Raw genomic sequence first — 19,016 nt, 5'->3', positions numbered from 1 at the left:
TCCCCGTGTTGCTGAACAGCTTCAGTCCCCGGCATCCATCAGGGAGCCGAGCTCGGACGGGTGAGTGAGCCGCCACCACTCGGTGGGCTGGTCGATGCTCCCCGCGATCTCCACGGGAGCGGTGACGGTATTCGGTCCGGCTGTCCAGGTGACACTGCCCACGACCGTGCCGTCGCGGTACGTGGGTGGGGTGTCGATGTCCATCGTCAGCTCGATCGGCGTGTCCGACCAGGTGAAGATCGACGCACTTTCGGCGATGACCATCTTGGCGGCAGACCCCCAGGGCGTCGAGATCGATCCGACCTCCTGGCGCTCGGTCGCGACGGGCACCTGGTGGAAGCCGGAGCGGATGCTCTCGAGCACGGCGATCACCGTGGCGTTCACCGCTGCGTGCGATGATCCCCCGAGGACGACGCCGGTGACCGCCAGCGGATCGGCCGCGCCCACGTCGAGTGTCGCCGTGTACAGCAGGTTGTGCGTGCCCTCGCCCAGGTTCCCGGTCTTCAGACCCGTGATCCCCGCGGTGCCGAGGAGATCGTTGGTGTTGTGCAGCGGACCGGCGCCGGGGATCGAGACCGACGATGTCGCGACGATCTTCGCGATCGCCGGATGCGCGGCAGCGAGCTTCGCGATGGCCAGCAGGTCGGCGGGCGTGCTCGTGTTGCGTGGACTGATGCCCGTGGGCTCCGCGACCGTCGTTCCAGAGAGTCCGTGCGCTGCGAGCCAGTCGCGCGTCGCGGCGAGGAACGCGTTCTGCGAGCCGAAGATCTGCGATGACAGCGCCTCGGCGTAGTTGCTCGCCGAGGGGATGAGCATGACGGCCAGGGCATCGTGCAGCGACATCGAGGTGCCGGTGGGCATCGGAGCGATGGTCGCTCCCTGCACGTAGTACACGTCGTAGAGATCGTGGTCTGCCTTGCCGAACGTGATGGTGGGCCCTGCGTCATCCGCCGAGGTGAGCGGCGCCGCGTCGAGGATGACCAGGGCGGTGATGAGCTTGGTGATGCTCGCGATCGGAAGCGGTTCGCCCGTCCCTGTCGCCGACCAGGTCCCGCTTGCCCCCTCGCCCAGATAGGCATCGGCGCCGGCGATGCTGATCGCCGATGCCGCGGCCGTATGCGTGGCGATGGCAGCAGCCTCCCCGACCGGGACCTGCGGTGCGCGAGTGGTCACCGCCGGCGGATTCACCGGCGCAGTGAGTGCCCACCCGACGTAGCCTCCGGTCACGGCCAGCAGCGCGACGAGGCAGACGGCGGTGATGATGAGCCCTCGTCGTCTGCGTCTTCTGCGCACCGCCGGGTCGATCCGATCGCCGCTGAACTCCTGCTCGTGCGCCATGAGCTCCGCGAAATCGGACAGCCCATCCACCGGCTGCTCGGGTGCCGTCATCGAGTGACCCTCATCGCGCCCCACCTGTCGCTCGCAATCCTCAGAAGATCTCATCCTCTCGCACGTCCGCAGCCTCCGGTATCGGCCGTTCGGTGGACAGATGTGCGGAAGACGCCGAACCACGCTGCCCGCCTGGGCGTCCCCGTACGCTGGTGCCATGGAACGGACGCTGGATCGAATCGACGACGACGGGCGCGCGGCGATCGGCCGGCGCGCGGCGACGATCCGCCGAGGGAAGGAAGTCACGAATGCATGATGTGATCGTGATCGGCGCAGGACTCGCGGGGCTCCGATGCGCCGGGCTGCTCTCCACACGGGGACTCGATGTCGTCGTCCTCGACGCCGCGGACGCTGTGGGGGGACGCCAGCGCACCGACATCATCGACGGGTTCCGGCTGGATCGCGGCTTCCAGGTGCTCAATCCGGCCTACCCGGCGCTCCGCCGCAGCGTCGATCTCGACGCGCTCGCACTGGGGACCTTCCCGGTCGGTGTGGGGGTGCGAACCGCGGATGGGATGGCCGAGCTGCGGCATCCGTTGCGGCACCCGCTGTCGATCGGCACGTCGTTGCGCAGCGGCCTGGTGAACGGTCGGGATGCCGTCGCGCTGGCACGCTGGGCCGCGCCGGCTCTGGTGCGTCCGCTCTCTCGGCTCGCCCGGAACGATGTCAGGGTGCGCGAGGGCTGGGATGCCGTGGGGCTCCGCGGCCCGCTCCGCACCGCCGTGCTCGAGCCGTTCCTCGCCGGGGTACTGGCGGAGAGCCAGTTCGAGACGTCGAACGCGTTCGCCCGGCTGCTCGTGCGGTACTTCGCGCTCGGCCGCCCTGGCCTACCCGCACAAGGGATAGCTGCGGTCCCGGAGCAGCTCGCCGCCCGCGCACGCACGGCGGGCGCCGACATCCGTCTCGATTCCCGTGCGGAGCGGATATCGGCGCGCGGCGATGGCGTCCGGGTGGCACTGGCCGACGGCGACTCCGTCGGGGCCGCTCGGGTGGTCGTCGCGGTCGGTCCCGACGACGTCGCCGGTCTCACCGGACTTCTCGCTCCCGTCACGAACGGCCTGCAGACATGGTGGTTCGCCGCCGCCGAACCACCGACCGGGTCCGCGTTGCTCACCGTCGATGGACGCCGAGACCGCGGCCCCGTCGTCAACACCGTCGTGATGACGCACACAGTGCCCTCGTACGCGCCGGCCGGACGTCACCTCATCGCCGCGACATGCCTGCTGCCACGCGGCGGCGATCCGGCCGAAGAGCACGAAGTCCGCCGCCACCTGAGTGAGATCTGGGGTGCAGACACCAGCACATGGGAGTTGATACGGCGAGACGACATCGAAGACGCGCTCCCGGCCCAACCGGCACCCCTCGGAGCAGCGCGACCGCCGCGCTACGCCGAGCGCCTGTACGTCGCAGGGGACCATCGAGACACCGCGTCGATTCAAGGCGCCCTCGCGTCTGGCGAGCGTGCCGCGCGTGCGGTGCTGTCTGACGCGGGGTATTCGGGGAGCACCGCAGCGCTTCACGGCTGACGTGCGATGACGTCGCGGCGCGCGGTCACGGCCGACGAGGCGTCAGCAGCGATCGGTAACCTCCGGTGACGGACACGCCGACGCCCAACGGCATACCCGCTCTGAAGAACTGCGTGCATGTCAGCAGGCCGAGCGTCAAGAGCGCCGCTCCGCCACCCAACGTCACTGCTATGCCTCCGGCGCTGGTGAGCTGCCACGGCAGGGGCGCCAGACCGAGCAGGAGGACACCCAGCGCGACGAGCCATACATCGAGCCGCCAGTAGAACGAGAAGCTCCACCAGAAAGCCGACGACGAATCGGGAACACCGAATCGCCGCACCACGGCGAGGAACCAGAGCTTCTTGAACAGCGATCCCACAACCGCTCCGGTCATCAGCGCGGCAAGGCCTCCGTAGACGCCGATGAGGAACACGGCATCCGATTCCGCGTCGAGGATCATCGCGTCCTGCCCCGCATCCGCGTGCCGGACCAGCAGAGAGAGCACCCAGGGCATCGCGATCAGCCACGCGACGAACGGCGGGAGGATCCACGCAGCGTGGACGACGACAGGGAGCGGTCGGAAGACGGCGACATTGGTGACCTCGTTCTTGATCATCGTCCCGCGACGAAGGAGCTCGCCCAGGAACGTGAGGATTCCTCCGATGAAGAACGCGAAGAACGGCGGGAGCAGGATCTCGACGACAGTGGGGTACTCGTCCACGAAGGGCAGATTCATGCGTCCGGGCTCATCGATCGCGTAGGGGATGCTGTAGACGGCCGCCATGACGAGGCCGAGCGCGATCGAGAGCCCCCCGACGCAGAGAAGCACCCACCACCAGCGGCGCGGGATCAGCTCGACCGACTCCGCATCCATCGGGGAGGCGATCCCCGCGGAGGACTTCCTCGCGGGTGCCTTCTTCTTCGTCCCGTTCTTCGCAGCCATGATGACTCCCCCTCCGGCTGCTCAGTCTGTCATTCCCACGTGCGAGGACGACGACGGGACGATCGAGCTGTGCGGCACCCCGACCAGCTCCGGGGGCGATCGCTCGCGCGTCACACGCGCACCCCGTCACGGATGCCGGCGAGCAGCTTCTCTCCGATGCCCGGCACGGCGAGCAGATCATCGACCGAGGCGAACCGCCCGTTCTCCTCTCGCCAAGCGATGATGCGCTCGGCCAGCGCAGGACCGATACGCGGCAGAGTCTCGAGCGCTGCCTGATCAGCCGTGTTGAGATCGACTCGGTCATCGCCAGGCGTGGATCCTCCTGTGTCTGCAGCAGCTGCTCCGACCACCGGCACGATGATCTGCTCGCCGTCCGAGAGCACGCGGGCGAGATTGATCGCGGCAAGGTCGGCGTCTTCGGTCGTTCCCCCGGCAGCAGCCACCGCGTCGACCAACCGCGCATCGAGGTCGAGGACGTAGAGCCCAGGATTCGCGACGGCTCCGAGCACATGGACGTACAGCTCGCCCGATGAGCCTGCGGTCCTCTCACCTCCGGTCGACAGCGGCACGGACTCCGTGGGTGCGGCCTGGCCCCGCATCAACCCGAGCCCGACTGCGGCCGAGAGCACGACGAGCGCAAGCACGATCGCTGCGCCGACGCCCAGCCTCAGCCGTCGCGGGGGTGTCGACGCAGACGGGGACTCGGGCATCCGACAACGCTAAGGGGCCCGCCGAGGGAGGAAAGACGTCCGGCCGCCCATCGGGGAGAACCCCCGCGGGCGGCCGGATGTGCAGAGCGGATGAGTCGGCGGTGATGAACCGCGGGATCAGCCCTTGACGACGATGCTGACGATCTTCGGAGCGCGCACGACGACCTTGATGATCTCGCGGTCGCCGATCGAACGGATGACCCGCTCATCGGCGCGAGCCAGTGCTTCGAGCTCGGCCTCGCCGATGCGCGCCGGCACCTCGAGCTGGGCGCGGACCTTGCCGCCCACCTGCACGACAGCGGTCACCGTGTCTTCGACGAGGAGAGCCGGGTCGGCGGACCGCCACGTCACGAGACCGACGGAGGGCTCGTGACCGAGGATCTCCCAGATCTCCTCCGCGGTGTGCGGGGCGATCAGGTCGAGCATCACCGCGACCGTCTCGGCGGCTTCGCGGACAGCCGGATCAGCCGCACCTGCAGCCCCGTCGATGGTCTTGCGCGTGATGTTGACCAGCTCCATCAGACGCGCGACGAGGACGTTGAACTTCGTCTGCTCGACGAGGGCCGGAGCATCGGCGAGGAGCTTGTGCGTCGCACGGCGCAGCGCCGAGTCGCCTCCGGCGAACACCACGTCGACCGGGGACGACACCTCGCGGGCGATCCGCAGCGCACGCGCCAGGAACTTCTGGGCGCCCGTGGTCGAGACGTCTGCCCAGTCCTTGTCGTCCTCGACCGGGCCGGCGAACGCGAGGCCGACACGCAGTGCATCGGCACCGTAGGCGTCGAGCTCCTCTTCGAAGAGCACCAGGTTGCCCTTGCTCTTCGACATCTTCGCGCCGTCGAGCAGGACCATGCCCTGGTTGATCAGGTTCGAGAACGGCTCGGTGAAGTCGATCAGCCCCATGTCGAACAGCACCTTGGTGATGAAGCGCGCGTAGAGCAGGTGCAGAATGGCGTGCTCGACGCCGCCGATGTACGAGTCGACCGGCGACCAGCGGGCGGCCTGAGCCGGATCGAATGCCACGGTGTCGCTGTTCGGCGAGAGGAAGCGCAGGAAGTACCACGAGCTGTCGACGAACGTGTCCATCGTGTCGGGGTCGCGCAGCACGGGGTCGCCGCTGGCGGCGTCCACCGTGCGCACCCAGCTCTCGGCCGCGCCGAGAGGCGAGGATCCCTTGGGCTTCAGGTCGAGTCCCTCGACGCTGGGCAGCTTCACCGGCAGCTGGTCTTCAGGCACGGGGATGATCCGGCCGTCCTCGGCGTGCAGCATCGGGATCGGCGTTCCCCAGAAGCGCTGGCGAGAGATCAGCCAGTCGCGCAGCCGGTAGTTCTTCGCCGCACGACCCGTTCCCGAGGCCTCGAGCTGCTCGATCGCGCGGGCGATCGCGTTGCGCTTCGACAGACCGTTGAGGGGGCCGGAGTTGATCATCCGTCCCTCGCCGGTCAGAGCGATGCCCGTGGTCGCGGGGTTCTGCTCGTCGAGTGCCGCGCCGGTGTCGATCGGCACGCCCTCCTCGTCGACCTCGATGACCGGCATTGCGCCGGTGATGGGAGCCGTCGTGTCGACGACGACCTTGACCGGCAGGTCGAAGGCACGCGCGAAGTCGAGGTCGCGCTGGTCGTGCGCAGGCACGGCCATCACTGCTCCGTGGCCGTAGTCGGCCAGCACGTAGTCGGCCGCCCAGACCGGCAGCTTCTCGCCGCTGACAGGGTTGATCGCGTACCGCTCGAGGAAGACGCCGGTCTTCGGGCGATCCGTCGCCTGACGGTCGACATCGGTGGTCTTCTGCACATCGGCCAGATACTTCTGGAAGCGCTCGCGCACCTCGACAGGAGCATCCGCCGCCAGCTCGGACGCCAGGTCGGAGTCGGGTGCCACCACGAAGAAGGTCGCGCCGTGCAGCGTGTCAGGCCGCGTCGAGAACACCGTGACCGGCTCCTCGCGTCCCTCGATACGGAAATCGACGTCGGCGCCGATCGAGCGACCGATCCAGTTGCGCTGCATCTGCAGCACCTTGTGCGGCCAGAAGCCCTCGAGCTGGTTCAGGTCGTCGAGCAGTCGGTCGGCGTAGTCCGTGATCTTGAAGTACCACTGGGTGAGCTTCTTCTTCACGACCTCGGCGCCGCAGCGGTCGCAGCGCCCGTCGACGACCTGCTCGTTCGCGAGAACCGTCTGGTCGTTCGGGCACCAGTTGACGGCGCTCTTCTTGCGATAGGCCAGGCCACGCTCGTGCAGCTTCAGGAACAACCACTGGTTCCAGCGGTAGTACTCGGGGTCAGAGGTGTGCAGCACGCGCGACCAGTCGAACGAGACGCCGTAGTTCTGGAACGCCTGCTTCTGCTGGGCGATGTTCTGGTACGTCCACTCGCGCGGGTCGGCTCCCTGGCGGATCGCCGCGTTCTCGGCTGGCAGACCGAAGGAGTCCCAGCCGATCGGGTTGAGCACGTTGTGCCCGCGGTGGCGCCAGAACCGGGCCACGATGTCGGAGTAGAGGTAGTTCTCGGCGTGACCCATGTGCAGGTCACCCGAGGGGTACGGGAACATCGCCAGCACGTAGCGGCGGGGCCGCTTGTCGTCGTCGCCGCCGGTGAGGAACGTCTCGTTCTCCGCCCAGTACTTCTGCCACTTGGCCTGGATAGCGTGCGCCGAGGAGGTCTCCTCGTCGACGGGAGAGGTGGACAGGTTCTCAGACAACGAACGCACGACCAATCTGAAAGGAAAAGGGGATCAGTTCAGGATATCGGAAGCCCAGGCCGCGGGCATTTCCGCTCCCAGCGCCGCGAGGGGTGCGCGCGCCTTCGTCGCGACCTCTGCGACCTCGGATGCGGCGACCGATCGCCACGTGATCCCGCCGCCCGCACCGACGACCGCCTCTGCACCGTCGAGGACGATGCTGCGGATGACCATCGCGAGATCGAGTGCCCCGTCGTCGCCGATATACCCGAAGCATCCGGCGTACACACCCCGCGGCGCGCCCTCCAGGTCATGCAGACGCGTCATCGCCGAGAGCTTCGGCGCGCCTGTCATGCTGCCGGCAGGAAAGGATGCCTCGAGAAGGGCACTCACCGTCGTGCCTGCGGCCGCCGTGCCGCTGACAGTGCTGACGAGCTGATGCACCGCCGGATAGGTCTCGACCGCCCACAGCGCGTCGACACGGATCGACCCCGGCTCGCAGACCCTCGACAGGTCGTTGCGCATCAGGTCGACGATCATGACGTTCTCGGCGCGCTCCTTCGCATCGACGGCGAGCTCGGACGCGAGTGYGGCATCGTGCGCGTCGTCGCGGCCACGGGGTCGCGTCCCCTTGATCGGACGCGTGCGGATGACTCCGTCTTCCGCATGGAGGAACTGCTCAGGGCTGGCACTGAGCAACGACCGACCGCCGATGCGGATGAAACCGCCGTGATGCGCCGGGGTGGCCGCGCGGAGTCGTCGATAGACCGCGACGCCGTCGTGCACCCCGGGGACGGTGAAGCGCGTGGTCAGGCACAGCTGGTAGGCGATTCCCGCCCGGATCAGCTCACGGCAGCGCTCGATGAGTGCGGCGTACTCGGTCGGAGTGTGCCGCGCCTCGACGCGACTCGACGCGCCATCATGCAGGGCCGACTCGCCGTCGAGTGCCGTCATCGCCGCGGCGTGCGTCACGAAGACGCCCCACTCCTCGAGATCCGTCTCGGCCGCGGCCACCCAGACGTCACCGGTCGCGTGGTCGAAGGCGGCCAGCCGGGAGATACGCAGCCAGGCCCCGCCCGGCACGTCGGCCGCCTCCGAAACGGGGGCTCCCGCTGCTCGGGCGCCGCTCTCGTAATCGCACCACCCGACCCACCCTCCCCGCAGCAGCGGGCCCGCGTCGGAAGCAGCAGTGCCGACGTCCAGTCGGACGTCCCCGGGGAATGACGACGCAAGGCCGGTTCCGATGAAGCTCCATCCTTCGGACGCATCGGCCCCGGCGTCGAGCCAGAACACGTCTGCGCACTCACGCTCGAGCGCGAGGAAGAGCGCTTCGGGCGCCACCCGGTCGCCGAGGACGCGGGCGCTCAGAGGTTCGGGCACGTTCTCAGCCTAGGCCGCGGCGAGTCCCGTATTCTCAAGGAGTGGACGAGTTCGTGCCGTGGCTGATCGACTTCATGCGGTCCATCGACCCGGTCGCCCGCACGCTCGTCGCGGGGCTCGCCGTGATGCTCGAGACCAGCGTTCTGATCGGTCTCGTCTTCCCCGGCGACACGGTCGTGCTCGTCGCATCCATCGGCATCACCAGCCTCCCTCAGGCCGTGGCGATGGTCGTCTCCGTCGTGCTCGGCGCGTTGATCGGCGAGAGCATCGGTTTCTGGCTGGGGCGATGGATCGGCCCCCACATCCGCGCCTCCTGGGTCGGTCGTCGGGTCGGCGAGGAGAACTGGGTGCGAGCCGAGCGATACCTCGCGCGCCGCGGGGGCATCGCGATCTTCCTCTCGCGCTTCCTGCCCGTGCTGCATTCTCTCGTGCCCCTGACAGTGGGCATGAGTCACTACTCGTACCGCCGGTTCCTCGCGTGGACGGCGCCCGCCTGCCTGCTCTGGGCGACGGCCTACGTGAGCATCACATCGCTCGCCGCCGGCAGCTTCGATGAGCTCGCCGACCGGGTGCACTACGCGGGGTACATCTTCGTCGGCATCATCGCACTCTTCCTCATCGCTGTATTCGTCGGCAAGAAGGTGATCTCGCGCCTCGAGTCGCGTCACCTCGACATCTCCGACACGAAGGACTCGACCGACGTGAAAGACTGAAGCGATGGCTTCGTCACCTCCGGCGCCCCGGATCCACTGGTTCGCACGCCTCGAACACCGCCTCCACGTGTGGCGCGAGGGACGAGCGCGCCGTCGCGGTCGTACCGCGACCATCCTCCCCTTCCCCGGTTACGGCGGGCCCGGGTGGGTACGAGTCGTCGGACGCGTGCTCATCGTCCCGCCCGCGCGGAGCACGAAAGACGGCGAGCCGGCGAGCGTCCGCGGCTGGCGGAGCTTCGTCGGAATCCCGGTGAGCTTCGCGAAGGTCGCCGTGCAGATCGGCGACTCGACGCACTACGTCGTCGCTGACCGAGGCGGGGTGATCGACTCGGTCGTGCACGCCGACCTCGAGCCCGGGTGGCAGACGTTCACGTTCTCCGTCGAGGGACAGGATCCGGTCGAGACGACCGCGTTCATCGTCGCCGAGTCGACGCACTTCGGCGTGGTCTCCGACGTCGACGACACCGTGATGGTGACGGCTCTCCCCCGTCCGTTCATCGCCGCCTGGAACTCCTTCGTCGTCGACGAGCACGCGCGCATCCCCGTCCCGGGTATGGCCGTGCTTCTCGATCAGGTGCTGCGCGAGTACCCAGGCGCCCCGATGGTCTACCTGTCGACCGGTGCCTGGAATGTCGCCCCCACCCTCCGGCGCTTCCTCGGGCGCCACCTCTTTCCTGCAGGCTCCATGCTCCTCACCGACTGGGGTCCCACGCACGACCGTTGGTTCCGCAGCGGCCGAGAGCACAAGCTCACCAACCTGCGTCGCCTGGCCACCGAGTTCCCGCACGTGAAGTGGCTGCTGATCGGCGACGACGGCCAGCACGACGAGTCCATCTATTCGGAGTTCATGGACGAGCACCCCGATTCGATCGCCGGCGTCGCCATCCGTCGGCTGCTGCCGGCCGAGGCGGTTCTCGCGGGTGGACGCGCCGGTCACGAGCAGCATGCCGAAGGCGTCGCCCCCTGGGTCAGCGCCGAAGACGGCGCGGGACTCCGTGACCTGCTCGGCAAAGCCGGCATCCTCCGCTGACATGATCACGTCGCTTCCGCGGACCGACTGGCTGGAGCGCGAGCGAGCGCACCAGGCGAGAGCCGACGCGCTCACGGCAGAGCACAGGGAGCGGGCTGCCCGAGGCGAGAAGCACCCGGTGTGGGACTTCCTCTTCACCTATTACAGCTACAAGCCTGCGCAGCTGCGTCGGTGGCACCCGGGCGCGGGGATCGAGGTGGAGCAGGCCCCGGAGCGGCTGACGTGGCGCTGGTACTCCCCCGGCAGGACCGAAGACGGTGCGATCCCGGATGCCGCCGTGTTCGCGCGCGAGAAGGCAGACCTCGCCGGTCTGGTAGAGCGGATGCTGCGCCGCACCGCCTCGCGCCCCGGTCAGTTCGGATGCTTCGGGCTGCACGAGTGGGCGATGGTCTACCGTGCCGACGAACATAGGCATCCGGTGCCCTTGCGTCTCGGACAGGCAGGCACCGATCTCGTCGTCGAGAGTCACGACCTCAGGTGCACGCATTTCGATGCCTTCCGGTTCTTCACGCCCGAAGCGGTGCCGCGCAACCGCACAGAGCTGACCCGCGACGATCAGCCTCTGTTCGAGCAGCCGGGTTGTCTGCACGCCGGCATGGACCTGTACAAATGGGCGGTCAAGCTCGGCCCTCTGGCGCCGGGCGATCTGCTGCTCGATGCGTTCGAGCTCGCGAGGGACATCCGCCTTCTCGACATGCAGGCCGCTCCTTATGATCTGGCACCGTGGGGCATCGTGCCCGTGCCGATCGAGACCGCCGAGGGCAAAGCGGACTACGTGCGTCAGCAGCGCGTCTTCGCCGAGCGAGGCACGCGGCTTCGCAGCGAACTCCTGCACGCGTGGCTCGGCTCGACTGAGCCCGCCGCAGCCGCGAGCTGACGCATCAGCCCACCGGCTCGCACTCCGGGCACAGCGCCCAGTCCGTCGTCGCCGACATCGACTGCAGGCGCAGCGACATCACCCGTGTCGCCGCCTCGGCCAGGCGATCGGCGGGGAGCGAGCCTGCATCGACCGCCGCAGTGAGCCCCTGCACGATCTGGCCGGCGGTGTCGGGCGTGGAGCCCGCGATCATGAGCACGAGATCGGTTCCGGCGACGACCGCCGACACCGCGTTGCGCACCGGATCGGCGTACTCCGGAATCCCCGATGACTGCAGCATCCCGAGGTCGTCTGTCACGATCACTCCGTCGAAGCCCAGTTCCTCCCGGGCGATCTCGTGCCAGCGCGCCGAGAGGGACGCAGGGGCCGGATCCACCGAGGTATAGGCAAGGTGACCGAACATGAGCAGTGAGGCACCGGCGTCCACACCGGCGACGAACGGCACCGCATCGGTCGCACGCCATTCGTCAAGGGTCTCACCGGTCGTCGGGATCGCCTGATGGGAGTCGCCCGGCGCCGCACCGTGACCGGGGAAGTGCTTCAGCGTGGATGCGATGACCTGCTCCTGCGCCTCCGTGGCGGCCACGACCCGCTCTGCGGCAGTCTGAGGATCGGTTCCGAGTGCGCGACCGTAGATGAACGAGGTCGAATCGGCCGTGATGTCTGCGACCGTGCCGAAGTTCACGGTGATCCCGGCCTTCGCCACCAGCGCGGCCCGTGCGGAGAAGGCCGCCTCTGCGTCCGCGACCGGCTGCGACTTGAGACCGGTCGAGGCCGGGAACACGTCGCTGCCGAGGCGCGACACGATCCCGCCCTCCTGATCGATCGCGACGAGCGGCGGCAGTGCAGGATCGACGGTGAGAGCGGCCGTGAGAGCTCGCAGCTCGTCATCCGTCGCGGGGATGTTCGCTCCCATCAGGATGAATCCGCCGAGGCCCTGCTGCATGTACGCGTGGAGGGCTGCGGCATCCGTCGTAGGAATGTGCCCCATCACGATGCTCGCCGCCTGTTCGGCCGTCGTCATCTCCGAGACGAGGGCCGCTGCGTGGTCAATCGTCCCCGAAGAGGAGGCAGCCGACCGGACGTCGCCGACACGTACTGTGTCGTGCGTCGATGCGGACGCGGGTGCGGATGCCAGAGCCAGGCCGGCGATCACCGCCGCTCCGACCGCCCCGAAGCGACGCCGCCGCATGGCCTCAGGCGCTGAGGGCGTCGACGATGGGCACCGCCGTGTCGTCCGTGCCGTTTCCGAATCTGATGGTGCGGCCGAAGGTCGACGGGTTGCCGACGACCTCGGCGATCACGGCTGCCACATCGGCGCGGGCGACCTCCCCCTTGCCCTCGGGATCGAGGACGATGCGACCCGTGGGCTCGTCGAACGTGAGCGTGCCAGGGCCGAGGATCGTGCCGTCGAGGTCTGTCGATCGCAGGTGCTCGTCTGCCGCCCACTTCGCATCGGCGTAGGCGAAGAAGCCGTCGCTCTCGGGCACTCCGTGGTCGGCCTTGGAGCCGAGCCAGGAGACCATGACATAGCGCTTCACACCGGCCGCCTCGGCGGCATCCATGGTTCGGATCGCGGCGTCGCGGTCGACGGCGTAGGTGCGCTCAGGAGAGCCGCCACCGGCCCCCGCCGACCAGACCACGGCGTCGTGTCCGCGGATGATCTCCGCGAGCGCATCGGTGTCGAGGGTCTCGACGTCCGCCACGAGCGCGTGCGCCCCCGTCGCTTCGACCTCTGAGACATGGTCGGGATTGCGGATGACCGAGGTCACCTCGTCGCCGCGGGCGACGAGGATCGGGGCGAGGAGGAGTGCGATGCGGCCGTGGCCGCCGAAGACGATGATTCGCGACATGTCTTCACCCTACGCGCCTGCGCCGACGTCGGCTCGGGCATGCGCTCAGCGCGGCCCCTGCGAGCTGTCGATGACGAACGCCTGAGGGTGCCCGGGAAGATACCGGACGACGACCGGCTCGCCGGAGGGCAGGTACGCGTCGCGATCAGGATAGACCGCAGGAGTGAAGAAGTTGCTCTCGATCGTGTACTCGATGCCCGAGGAGGTCGTGAAGGTGACCCAGTCGCCATCGATGGTCCCGGTGGTCGGCTGACCGTGCTCATGGATGTACGCACGCGTGATGGGGACGCCGGTGAGGCTCAGGATGCCGATCACGAGGTTCGCGACCATCACGAACGCGAGGATCCGGAACACGATCCGCAGGGCCGTGCCAACTGCCCTCCCCCGCGCCGCGTTCTCACCGTGCAGCAGCCCCTCACGCTCGCGGAGGCGTCGGAGCGCGACGCCGGGCGCTGCACCGGGTGCGGACACCGCGAACAGTCCGAGGATCGAGAACCCGGCGATGAACACCATCGCGTATCCGTGCGAGGCTGGGAAGTTGATCAGCCAGATCAGAGTGTCGAGAACGTTCATCGTCCGGCCTCCTTCTCGACCGTCACGGCCACGGTGTGCGGATCCTCGCGTCGATAGAAGGCCCAGATCGGCGCGCCGACCTGGAATCGCGAGATCGCCTCGGGAAAGGCGAACACCGTCGTGTCGGCCTCCCAGGTCGCGGCGCCCTCCGGAGCCATGAGCACCTTGAGCGCCAGCTCGCTCTGCCCCTCGAGGCGGCGTCCGGTGGGGCGCACCTCGAGCACGGATGCCGGCACCTGCGTGCCACTCGTTCGCGCTCTCACCAGACGAGGGTCGATCAGACCCCGTTCGATCCGCCACTGCAGCATCGCGTCCCGCACCGCGGGGTCGGTGATGTCGGCGAGCTCGACCGTGTCCTGATCGCTGAGGCTGTATCGGACCGGGATCGGCTGCCCGACCTGCAGGGCCCCGATCTCGCTGTGATCGACCAGCATCCGCAGCTGCCCGACGAAGTCCTCGCCCACTCCTGGAGTGACTCGGATGAACAGGTCGTACTGGGGCACATCGTTCACCGTCAGACCGGTTCTGGAGATCTCGACGAGGCGGCCCACGCCGATCTGAGACTCGCCCCTCACCTTCCGGCGGCGACCGAAGCCCGACATCGTGCCTCCGAAGGTGACGAGCAGTCCCCACACGACCCCGATGAAGATCGGCCCTCCGAGGGTGTCCTCTCCCGAGAACGGAAGGATCGACTCCCGCTGGTTCACGCCGAAGAGACCCTCTCCGGTCCAGATGACGAGCCAGGCCGACAACAGCAGCCAGACGACGAGGAGCACGATGCGGATCATGCCCTCAGCGTAGCGACGGGGTGTCGCTCGATCACGCGCCCGGGAGACGGTCCCGTCCCGGCCGTTCTACGAGGTGCTCAGGGATTCCCTCGCCAGCGCGCGTTGCACGCCCTTCGCCGCCGAGCGCCCCGCCCGGTTCGCACCGATCGTGCTCGCCGACGGGCCATAGCCGACGAGTTGGACCCGCGGATCCTGCACCGCCGTCGTGCCGCGGCCTCCACGGTCGAGTTGGATGCCGCCGGCCGCACTGCGCAGATGCAGCGGGGCGAGGTGCGCGATGGCGGGTCGGAATCCTGTCGCCCACAGGATCACGTCGACGAGCTCGAACGAGCCGTCGGCCCAGCGGACGCCGTCCGGTTCGATGCGAGCGAACATCGGACGGCGTGCGGCGTACGCCCCGAGACGCTCGGCCTCGCGCTCCTGCGGTCGCAGCATGAGTCCGGTCACGCTCACGACGCTCTGCGGAGGCAGCCCCTGTGCGACTCGCTGTTCGACGAGAGCGACCGCCGCTGCCCCGGCCTCGGGAGTGAAGTCATCGTCGCGCCACACCGGCTCGCGACGCGTGACCCAGAGCGTGTCGGTGAGGGGTGCGAGGGCTCCGAGGAACTGGACGGCCGACGCACCTCCGCCCACGACCAGGACCCGCTTGCCCACGAAGTGCTCCGGTCCTGGATAGTCGACCGTGTGCAGCTGCTCGCCGAGGAACGTCTCCATGCCCGGGTAGTGCGGCAGGAACGGATGCGTCCAGGTGCCGGTGGCGTTGACGAGGGTGCGGGTGCGCCACTGCCGGTCCCCGGCGTGGACCACCAGGAACCCGTCGTCGTCCATCACCCGGTCGACGCGGACAGGTCGGATCACCGGCAGACCGTGAGCATGCTCGTAGGCGGCGAAGTATGCCGGGACGGCGACGTTGGCGCGTTGTCCGTCCCGCGGAGGAGGTGACTCCCCCGGCAGCTCGGCCACTCCATGCACGTCGCGCATCGTCAACGCATCCCACCGGTGTCGCCACGCGCCCCCTGGCTCGGAATCCGAGTCGAGCACGACATGGGAGATGCCCAGACGGGTCAAATGGAAAGAGGCCGACAGACCGGCCTGACCGGCGCCGATCACGACGCTGTCCAGGATGCTCACGCTGGTGACAACACCCGCGATCGCGCCGTTGTTCCGCAGGCCTCAGAGTGCGATCTGGTAGTGGGTGTACCCCGTGTGCGTCGCCACGCTGTCGTAGAGCGCGCGCGCCGTCATGTTGGTCTCCTGAGTCAGCCAGTAGACCTTCTCGCATCCGTGCTCCGCGGCCCAGCCCCGCACGTGCGCGATCAGCAGCCGCCCCGTTCCGGAGCCTCGCGATGCCGTATCGACATAGAGATCCTCGAGGTAACAGTAGGCAGATCTGCTCCACGTCGCCGGGTGGGTGAGCCAGTGCACGATGCCGATAGCGCGTCCGGCGTCGTCGCGGGCGACGGCGCCGTGCAGCTCCCCATCCTCGACGAGCCGCCGGAACGTGTCAGCCGTGATCTCGTCCGAGAGCTGGGTGCCGTAGAACGTCAGATATCCGCGCCACAGACCCGACCATTCGTCGAAGTCCGCCTGTGTGATCGCGTTGATCGTCGTCATGCCGTCGAGCCTAACGCGACGCGCCCGGGAGGCCCTCGTCGATTGGTGTTGCGCGCGATCCGTGTAGTACTCTGTTCAAGTTGCTTCGAGCACTGAGGAAGCAGTTCTGGGCCTGTGGCGCAGCTGGTAGCGCACCTGCATGGCATGCAGGGGGTCGGGGGTTCGAGTCCCCCCAGGTCCACATACAGAAGGCCCCGCGAGAGATCGCGGGGCCTTCTTTTCGTCTGCCCCTGCTCAGCGTCGGTGGAGGCTCGGCGAACGCGTGTCATAGACGGGTCATCACGCGGCGGAGCGCCAGGGACTTGCCATCGCCTGCTGCTCCGGATAGAAAGGCCAGGCCGTCCTCGTCAGTGAGACGGTCTTCGACGAGGTGGAGGACGCACGTGCTGGGACTGTTCCGACGACAGGGGATCATGTCGTCCCCGCCATCAGACGGCCCGCGGCCGATCGCAGAACCCGGCCTCTGGTCACGCGGTGTCGGACTCGCCGCCACCCGAAGCCTGCAGACGCTGTCGGTGCTCGCCCTGGTCGCCGTCGGCGTCCTGGTGATCACGCAGCTCTCGCTGGTGTTCATCCCGGTGACGATCGCGCTGATCCTCGCCTCGGCCATCCACCCGCTCGTCGCTCTCATGCGCCGTCGCGGGGTGCCGTCGATCCTGGCGACGTGGATCGCACTGATCGGGATCCTCGCGATTCTCGGCGGAATCGTCTGGGTGATCGTCCTGACGGTCCGCTCGCAGTGGGACGACCTCATCGACTCGGCCACCGACGGCATCACCCAGGTGACGGCCTGGCTCGACACCCTGCCGTTCAACCTCGCGTCGTTCGACCTCGATGAGGTGTGGGCCGGCGTCGGAGACTTCCTGACGAGCGCATCGTTCGGACGCGGAGCGCTGGCCGGCGTCTCAGCCACCGCGAGCTTCTTCACCGGCCTCGCGCTGATGATCGTCGTGCTGTTCTTCTTCCTCAAGGACGGACCGCGCATCTGGGAGTTCCTGCTGCGTCCCTTCACCGGAGCCAGCTACGACCGCGCCCGCCGCATCGGCGACAAGACGGTCGATGTGTTCGGGGGCTACATCCGCGGGACCTCGATCGTCGCGGCGGCCGACGCGCTCGGCATCGGCATCGGCCTGGCGATCCTCCAGATCCCGCTCGCCCTGCCCCTCGCCGTGATCGTCTTCCTCACGGCGTTCATCCCGCTCGTCGGCGCGACCGCGGCGGGGATCCTCGCGGCACTCGTGGCACTCGTCACACACGGACCGGTGGCTGCCCTCATCGTGGTCGGCATCGTCGTGCTCGTGAACCAGCTCGAGGGCAACTTCCTGCAACCGGTCGTGATGGCTCGCTCACTCAAGCTGCACGCCCTCGTGATCCTGCTCGCTCTGACCACCGGGACGATCCTGGGTGGGATCGTGGGAGCGGTCCTCTCGGTGCCCATCGCCGCCGTCGCCTGGGGCATCATCACCGTGTGGGACGGACCGCACACGCCCGCGAAGCCGTTCCGCAAGAAGCGCCCCGAGACGGTCTGAGTCCGCCTGAAGTCGGAAGCGGCGCCCGGTACTCCCCCGGGACTGCATCCGTCAACCCGCTCCCTCTCAGACGATGAGCCGCCCTACCGTGGCCCTCACATCCCACGAGAGGAGTCGATGATGACGAACAATCCGATACCCCCGCTCGTCCCGCGGCCGGACGATGACGGAGAGATCGACGGTGTCCCCCACCGCGAAGTCGATGGGGAGCCCGTGCTCGACACGGACGCCGATGCCGACCAGGTCGACGGTGCTGCCGCGGACCGCCTGGCCGCAGAAAGACCGCTCGGCGAGGACTCCTGAGTCCCCTTGGCGCAGAAGTGCGCGGCAGGTCCCTCCCCGGGTCCTGCCGCGCACTCTGTTCAGTTCGAGAGAAGGGGTGGCAGGTGCGGGATCGCGATGGGCCTCGTCGCCCGACTCGAATCCTGCACCCGAGTGACCTCTTCGAGGACTTCGGTGGCGGTGGCGTATCGCACTGCCAGAGGAAGATCACGAAGCCACACGACCTCGACCTCGGTGTCGGCGTATTCGTACACACTCGCCACCACGTGCCGCGGATCGTGCGACTCGTACCGTCGGTCGTTGATCACCCATTCCGATGGCGTGACACGATGCAGTACGTATCTAGGATCTGGATCTCCGGACATGTGATTCCCTCCACGACTTTCTCCCCCACTGCACATCATCCACGGTGCCGCCCCAGGCCCACAGGGGCTTGACAGCTGCGAGAGAGACTGCAGGGAAGGGGATCAGCCGCGAGGGCGAATCGTCAGGTCGGTGAGAGCGGCGTCGTCCGGGAGGTCGAGTGCGGTGAGGATCGTCGTCGCGACCGAGTCAGCCGTGATGAAGCGCTCCGGATCGTAGTCGCGCCCCTCCTGCTGGTGCACGCGCTCCTGCATGGGCGTCGCTGTGCGACCGGGATGGATCGAGGTGACCCGCACCCCGTGCTCGGCCTCCTCGGCCCGCAGGGAGTCGGCGAGAGCCTTGAGCCCGTGCTTCGACGCGGCGTACGCCGACCAGCCTGCGTGCGCGTGAAGCCCCGCGCCGGAGTTGACGAACACCACCCGAGCACCGGAGACACGCAGCAGCGGCAGCAGCAGGCGTGTCAGCTCTGCGGGCCCCACGAGGTTCACGGCGAGCTGACGCTCCCACAGGTTCGCCGCCAGGTCGGCCACCGGCCCGAGGTCGACGACCCCCGCTGCATGGATCAGCGAGTCGATTCGTTCGGGAAGCGCCTGCTTCGACAGCGCCCATGACAGTCTTCCGGGCTGTGCCAGGTCACCGACGATCGCCGATGCGCCCGGAAGCGCCGCGGTGATCTCCTTGGCGCGCCCCGCATCACGGGCCAGCACGACGACCTGATCGCCCCGATCGAGCAGTCGGCGCGCGACGACGGAGCCGATGCCGGAACCGGCACCGGTGATCAGGTGGACGCTCAT

18 protein-coding genes, 1 tRNA gene and 1 pseudogene are annotated in these 19,016 nt (G+C 68.3%); 7 read left to right on the top strand and 13 right to left on the bottom strand.

All coding sequences use genetic code 11. The features are described from left to right. Positions 1-21 precede the first annotated feature (21 nt). Positions 22-1,389: a D-alanyl-D-alanine carboxypeptidase family protein gene (locus tag AC04ME_RS07110; RefSeq protein ID WP_475434287.1), complete on the bottom strand. Its 1,368-nt coding sequence runs from the start codon at positions 1,387-1,389 to the stop codon at positions 22-24. Between the two features lie 248 nt (positions 1,390-1,637). Here AC04ME_RS07110 and AC04ME_RS07105 point away from each other — a divergent pair, with 248 nt between their 5' ends. Continuing rightward, positions 1,638-2,915, top strand: a complete 1,278-nt coding sequence (locus tag AC04ME_RS07105; protein ID WP_475434286.1) for an FAD-dependent oxidoreductase — start codon at positions 1,638-1,640, stop codon at positions 2,913-2,915. 25 nt (positions 2,916-2,940) lie between these two features. Here the strand turns inward: AC04ME_RS07105 and AC04ME_RS07100 are convergent, their stop codons facing one another. The 4 genes from AC04ME_RS07100 to AC04ME_RS07085 form a co-directional block, all read right to left on the bottom strand. After that, a complete protein-coding gene (locus AC04ME_RS07100; protein ID WP_475434285.1) occupies positions 2,941-3,837 on the bottom strand; it encodes a hypothetical protein in 897 nt (298 codons plus the stop codon). Positions 3,838-3,947: 110 nt separating this feature from the next. Beyond that, positions 3,948-4,547 (bottom strand): helix-hairpin-helix domain-containing protein, encoded by a 600-nt coding sequence (locus AC04ME_RS07095; protein WP_309689232.1) that lies wholly within the window; start codon positions 4,545-4,547, stop codon positions 3,948-3,950. A gap of 117 nt (positions 4,548-4,664) precedes the next feature. After that, positions 4,665-7,241, bottom strand: coding sequence for a leucine--tRNA ligase (leuS, locus tag AC04ME_RS07090; RefSeq protein WP_042537777.1), 2,577 nt, complete (start codon positions 7,239-7,241; stop codon positions 4,665-4,667). A gap of 33 nt (positions 7,242-7,274) precedes the next feature. Then, on the bottom strand, positions 7,275-8,600 hold the full coding sequence (locus AC04ME_RS07085) for an anthranilate synthase component I family protein (protein WP_475434284.1): 1,326 nt from the start codon (positions 8,598-8,600) through the stop codon (positions 7,275-7,277). A 41-nt stretch (positions 8,601-8,641) separates the two neighbouring features. On the opposite strand from AC04ME_RS07085, the gene AC04ME_RS07080 reads away from it, so the two are divergent. Genes AC04ME_RS07080 through AC04ME_RS07070 form a run of 3 tightly spaced genes read left to right on the top strand, consistent with a single transcriptional unit; the run spans position 8,642 to position 11,220 of the window. Beyond that, positions 8,642-9,313: a DedA family protein gene (locus AC04ME_RS07080; RefSeq protein ID WP_042537680.1), complete on the top strand. Its 672-nt coding sequence runs from the start codon at positions 8,642-8,644 to the stop codon at positions 9,311-9,313. Positions 9,314-9,317: 4 nt separating this feature from the next. Further along, positions 9,318-10,343: an App1 family protein gene (locus AC04ME_RS07075; RefSeq protein ID WP_042537681.1), complete on the top strand. Its 1,026-nt coding sequence runs from the start codon at positions 9,318-9,320 to the stop codon at positions 10,341-10,343. A 1-nt stretch (position 10,344) separates the two neighbouring features. Next, entirely contained in the window at positions 10,345-11,220 is an 876-nt protein-coding gene (locus AC04ME_RS07070) for a 3-methyladenine DNA glycosylase (RefSeq protein ID WP_475434282.1), read from the top strand. Between the two features lie 4 nt (positions 11,221-11,224). On the opposite strand, the gene AC04ME_RS07065 is transcribed toward AC04ME_RS07070, so the two are convergent. From AC04ME_RS07065 to AC04ME_RS07040, 6 genes and pseudogenes are all read right to left on the bottom strand, one after another. After that, positions 11,225-12,244 (bottom strand): glycoside hydrolase family 3 N-terminal domain-containing protein, encoded by a 1,020-nt coding sequence (locus AC04ME_RS07065; protein ID WP_475434281.1) that lies wholly within the window; start codon positions 12,242-12,244, stop codon positions 11,225-11,227. Between the two features lie 172 nt (positions 12,245-12,416). Next, positions 12,417-13,073: an SDR family oxidoreductase gene (locus AC04ME_RS07060; protein WP_309689246.1), complete on the bottom strand. Its 657-nt coding sequence runs from the start codon at positions 13,071-13,073 to the stop codon at positions 12,417-12,419. A gap of 45 nt (positions 13,074-13,118) precedes the next feature. Then, positions 13,119-13,646, bottom strand: a complete 528-nt coding sequence (locus AC04ME_RS07055) for a hypothetical protein (RefSeq protein ID WP_475434279.1) — start codon at positions 13,644-13,646, stop codon at positions 13,119-13,121. After that, entirely contained in the window at positions 13,643-14,434 is a 792-nt protein-coding gene (locus tag AC04ME_RS07050) for a hypothetical protein (RefSeq protein WP_475434277.1), read from the bottom strand. The genes AC04ME_RS07055 and AC04ME_RS07050 overlap by 4 nt, the downstream gene beginning before the upstream one ends. Positions 14,435-14,500: 66 nt before the next feature. Next, positions 14,501-15,565 carry an NAD(P)-binding domain-containing protein gene (locus AC04ME_RS07045; RefSeq protein WP_475434275.1) on the bottom strand — a complete coding sequence of 355 codons (1,065 nt, stop codon included), beginning with the start codon at positions 15,563-15,565 and terminating at the stop codon, positions 14,501-14,503. 42 nt (positions 15,566-15,607) lie between these two features. After that, positions 15,608-16,063: pseudogene (locus AC04ME_RS07040) on the bottom strand (N-acetyltransferase family protein); the annotation flags it as partial. A gap of 93 nt (positions 16,064-16,156) precedes the next feature. On the opposite strand from AC04ME_RS07040, the gene AC04ME_RS07035 reads away from it, so the two are divergent. The 3 genes from AC04ME_RS07035 (at position 16,157) to AC04ME_RS07025 (ending at position 17,880) form a co-directional block, all read left to right on the top strand. Then, positions 16,157-16,229 (top strand) — tRNA-Ala (locus AC04ME_RS07035). A 232-nt stretch (positions 16,230-16,461) separates the two neighbouring features. After that, positions 16,462-17,577, top strand: coding sequence for an AI-2E family transporter (locus tag AC04ME_RS07030; RefSeq protein WP_153302212.1), 1,116 nt, complete (start codon positions 16,462-16,464; stop codon positions 17,575-17,577). 120 nt (positions 17,578-17,697) lie between these two features. Next, the gene (locus AC04ME_RS07025) at positions 17,698-17,880 is read left to right on the top strand and encodes a hypothetical protein (protein WP_042537784.1); all 183 of its coding nucleotides are present in this window, start codon (positions 17,698-17,700) and stop codon (positions 17,878-17,880) included. Positions 17,881-17,939: 59 nt separating this feature from the next. Here AC04ME_RS07025 and AC04ME_RS07020 read toward each other — a convergent pair whose 3' ends face one another. Beyond that, positions 17,940-18,125 (bottom strand): hypothetical protein, encoded by a 186-nt coding sequence (locus tag AC04ME_RS07020; RefSeq protein ID WP_228385526.1) that lies wholly within the window; start codon positions 18,123-18,125, stop codon positions 17,940-17,942. Positions 18,126-18,326: 201 nt separating this feature from the next. Next, positions 18,327-19,016, bottom strand: coding sequence for an SDR family oxidoreductase (locus tag AC04ME_RS07015; RefSeq protein ID WP_475434272.1), 690 nt, complete (start codon positions 19,014-19,016; stop codon positions 18,327-18,329).

The sequence above is a fragment of the Microbacterium sp. LjRoot205 genome, from assembly GCF_056175745.1.
The sequence above is the reverse complement of the archived record's forward strand: the minus strand, read 5'-3'. Positions and strand labels throughout refer to the sequence as shown.

Bases quoted from the DNA above. Each gene is read 5' to 3' on its own strand.
- AC04ME_RS07075 (WP_042537681.1), top strand. From the start codon at position 9,318: ATGGCTTCGTCACCTCCGGCGCCCCGGATCCACTGGTTCGCACGCCTC.
- AC04ME_RS07110 (WP_475434287.1), bottom strand. From the start codon at position 1,389: ATGACGGCACCCGAGCAGCCGGTGGATGGGCTGTCCGATTTCGCGGAG.
- AC04ME_RS07055 (WP_475434279.1), bottom strand. From the start codon at position 13,646: ATGAACGTTCTCGACACTCTGATCTGGCTGATCAACTTCCCAGCCTCG.
- AC04ME_RS07015 (WP_475434272.1), bottom strand. From the start codon at position 19,016: ATGAGCGTCCACCTGATCACCGGTGCCGGTTCCGGCATCGGCTCCGTC.
- AC04ME_RS07095 (WP_309689232.1), bottom strand. From the start codon at position 4,547: ATGCCCGAGTCCCCGTCTGCGTCGACACCCCCGCGACGGCTGAGGCTG.
- AC04ME_RS07030 (WP_153302212.1), top strand. From the start codon at position 16,462: ATGTCGTCCCCGCCATCAGACGGCCCGCGGCCGATCGCAGAACCCGGC.
- AC04ME_RS07105 (WP_475434286.1), top strand. From the start codon at position 1,638: ATGCATGATGTGATCGTGATCGGCGCAGGACTCGCGGGGCTCCGATGC.
- AC04ME_RS07025 (WP_042537784.1), top strand. From the start codon at position 17,698: ATGACGAACAATCCGATACCCCCGCTCGTCCCGCGGCCGGACGATGAC.
- AC04ME_RS07065 (WP_475434281.1), bottom strand. From the start codon at position 12,244: ATGACGACGGCCGAACAGGCGGCGAGCATCGTGATGGGGCACATTCCT.
- AC04ME_RS07070 (WP_475434282.1), top strand. From the start codon at position 10,345: ATGATCACGTCGCTTCCGCGGACCGACTGGCTGGAGCGCGAGCGAGCG.
- AC04ME_RS07050 (WP_475434277.1), bottom strand. From the start codon at position 14,434: ATGATCCGCATCGTGCTCCTCGTCGTCTGGCTGCTGTTGTCGGCCTGG.
- AC04ME_RS07060 (WP_309689246.1), bottom strand. From the start codon at position 13,073: ATGTCGCGAATCATCGTCTTCGGCGGCCACGGCCGCATCGCACTCCTC.
- AC04ME_RS07100 (WP_475434285.1), bottom strand. From the start codon at position 3,837: ATGGCTGCGAAGAACGGGACGAAGAAGAAGGCACCCGCGAGGAAGTCC.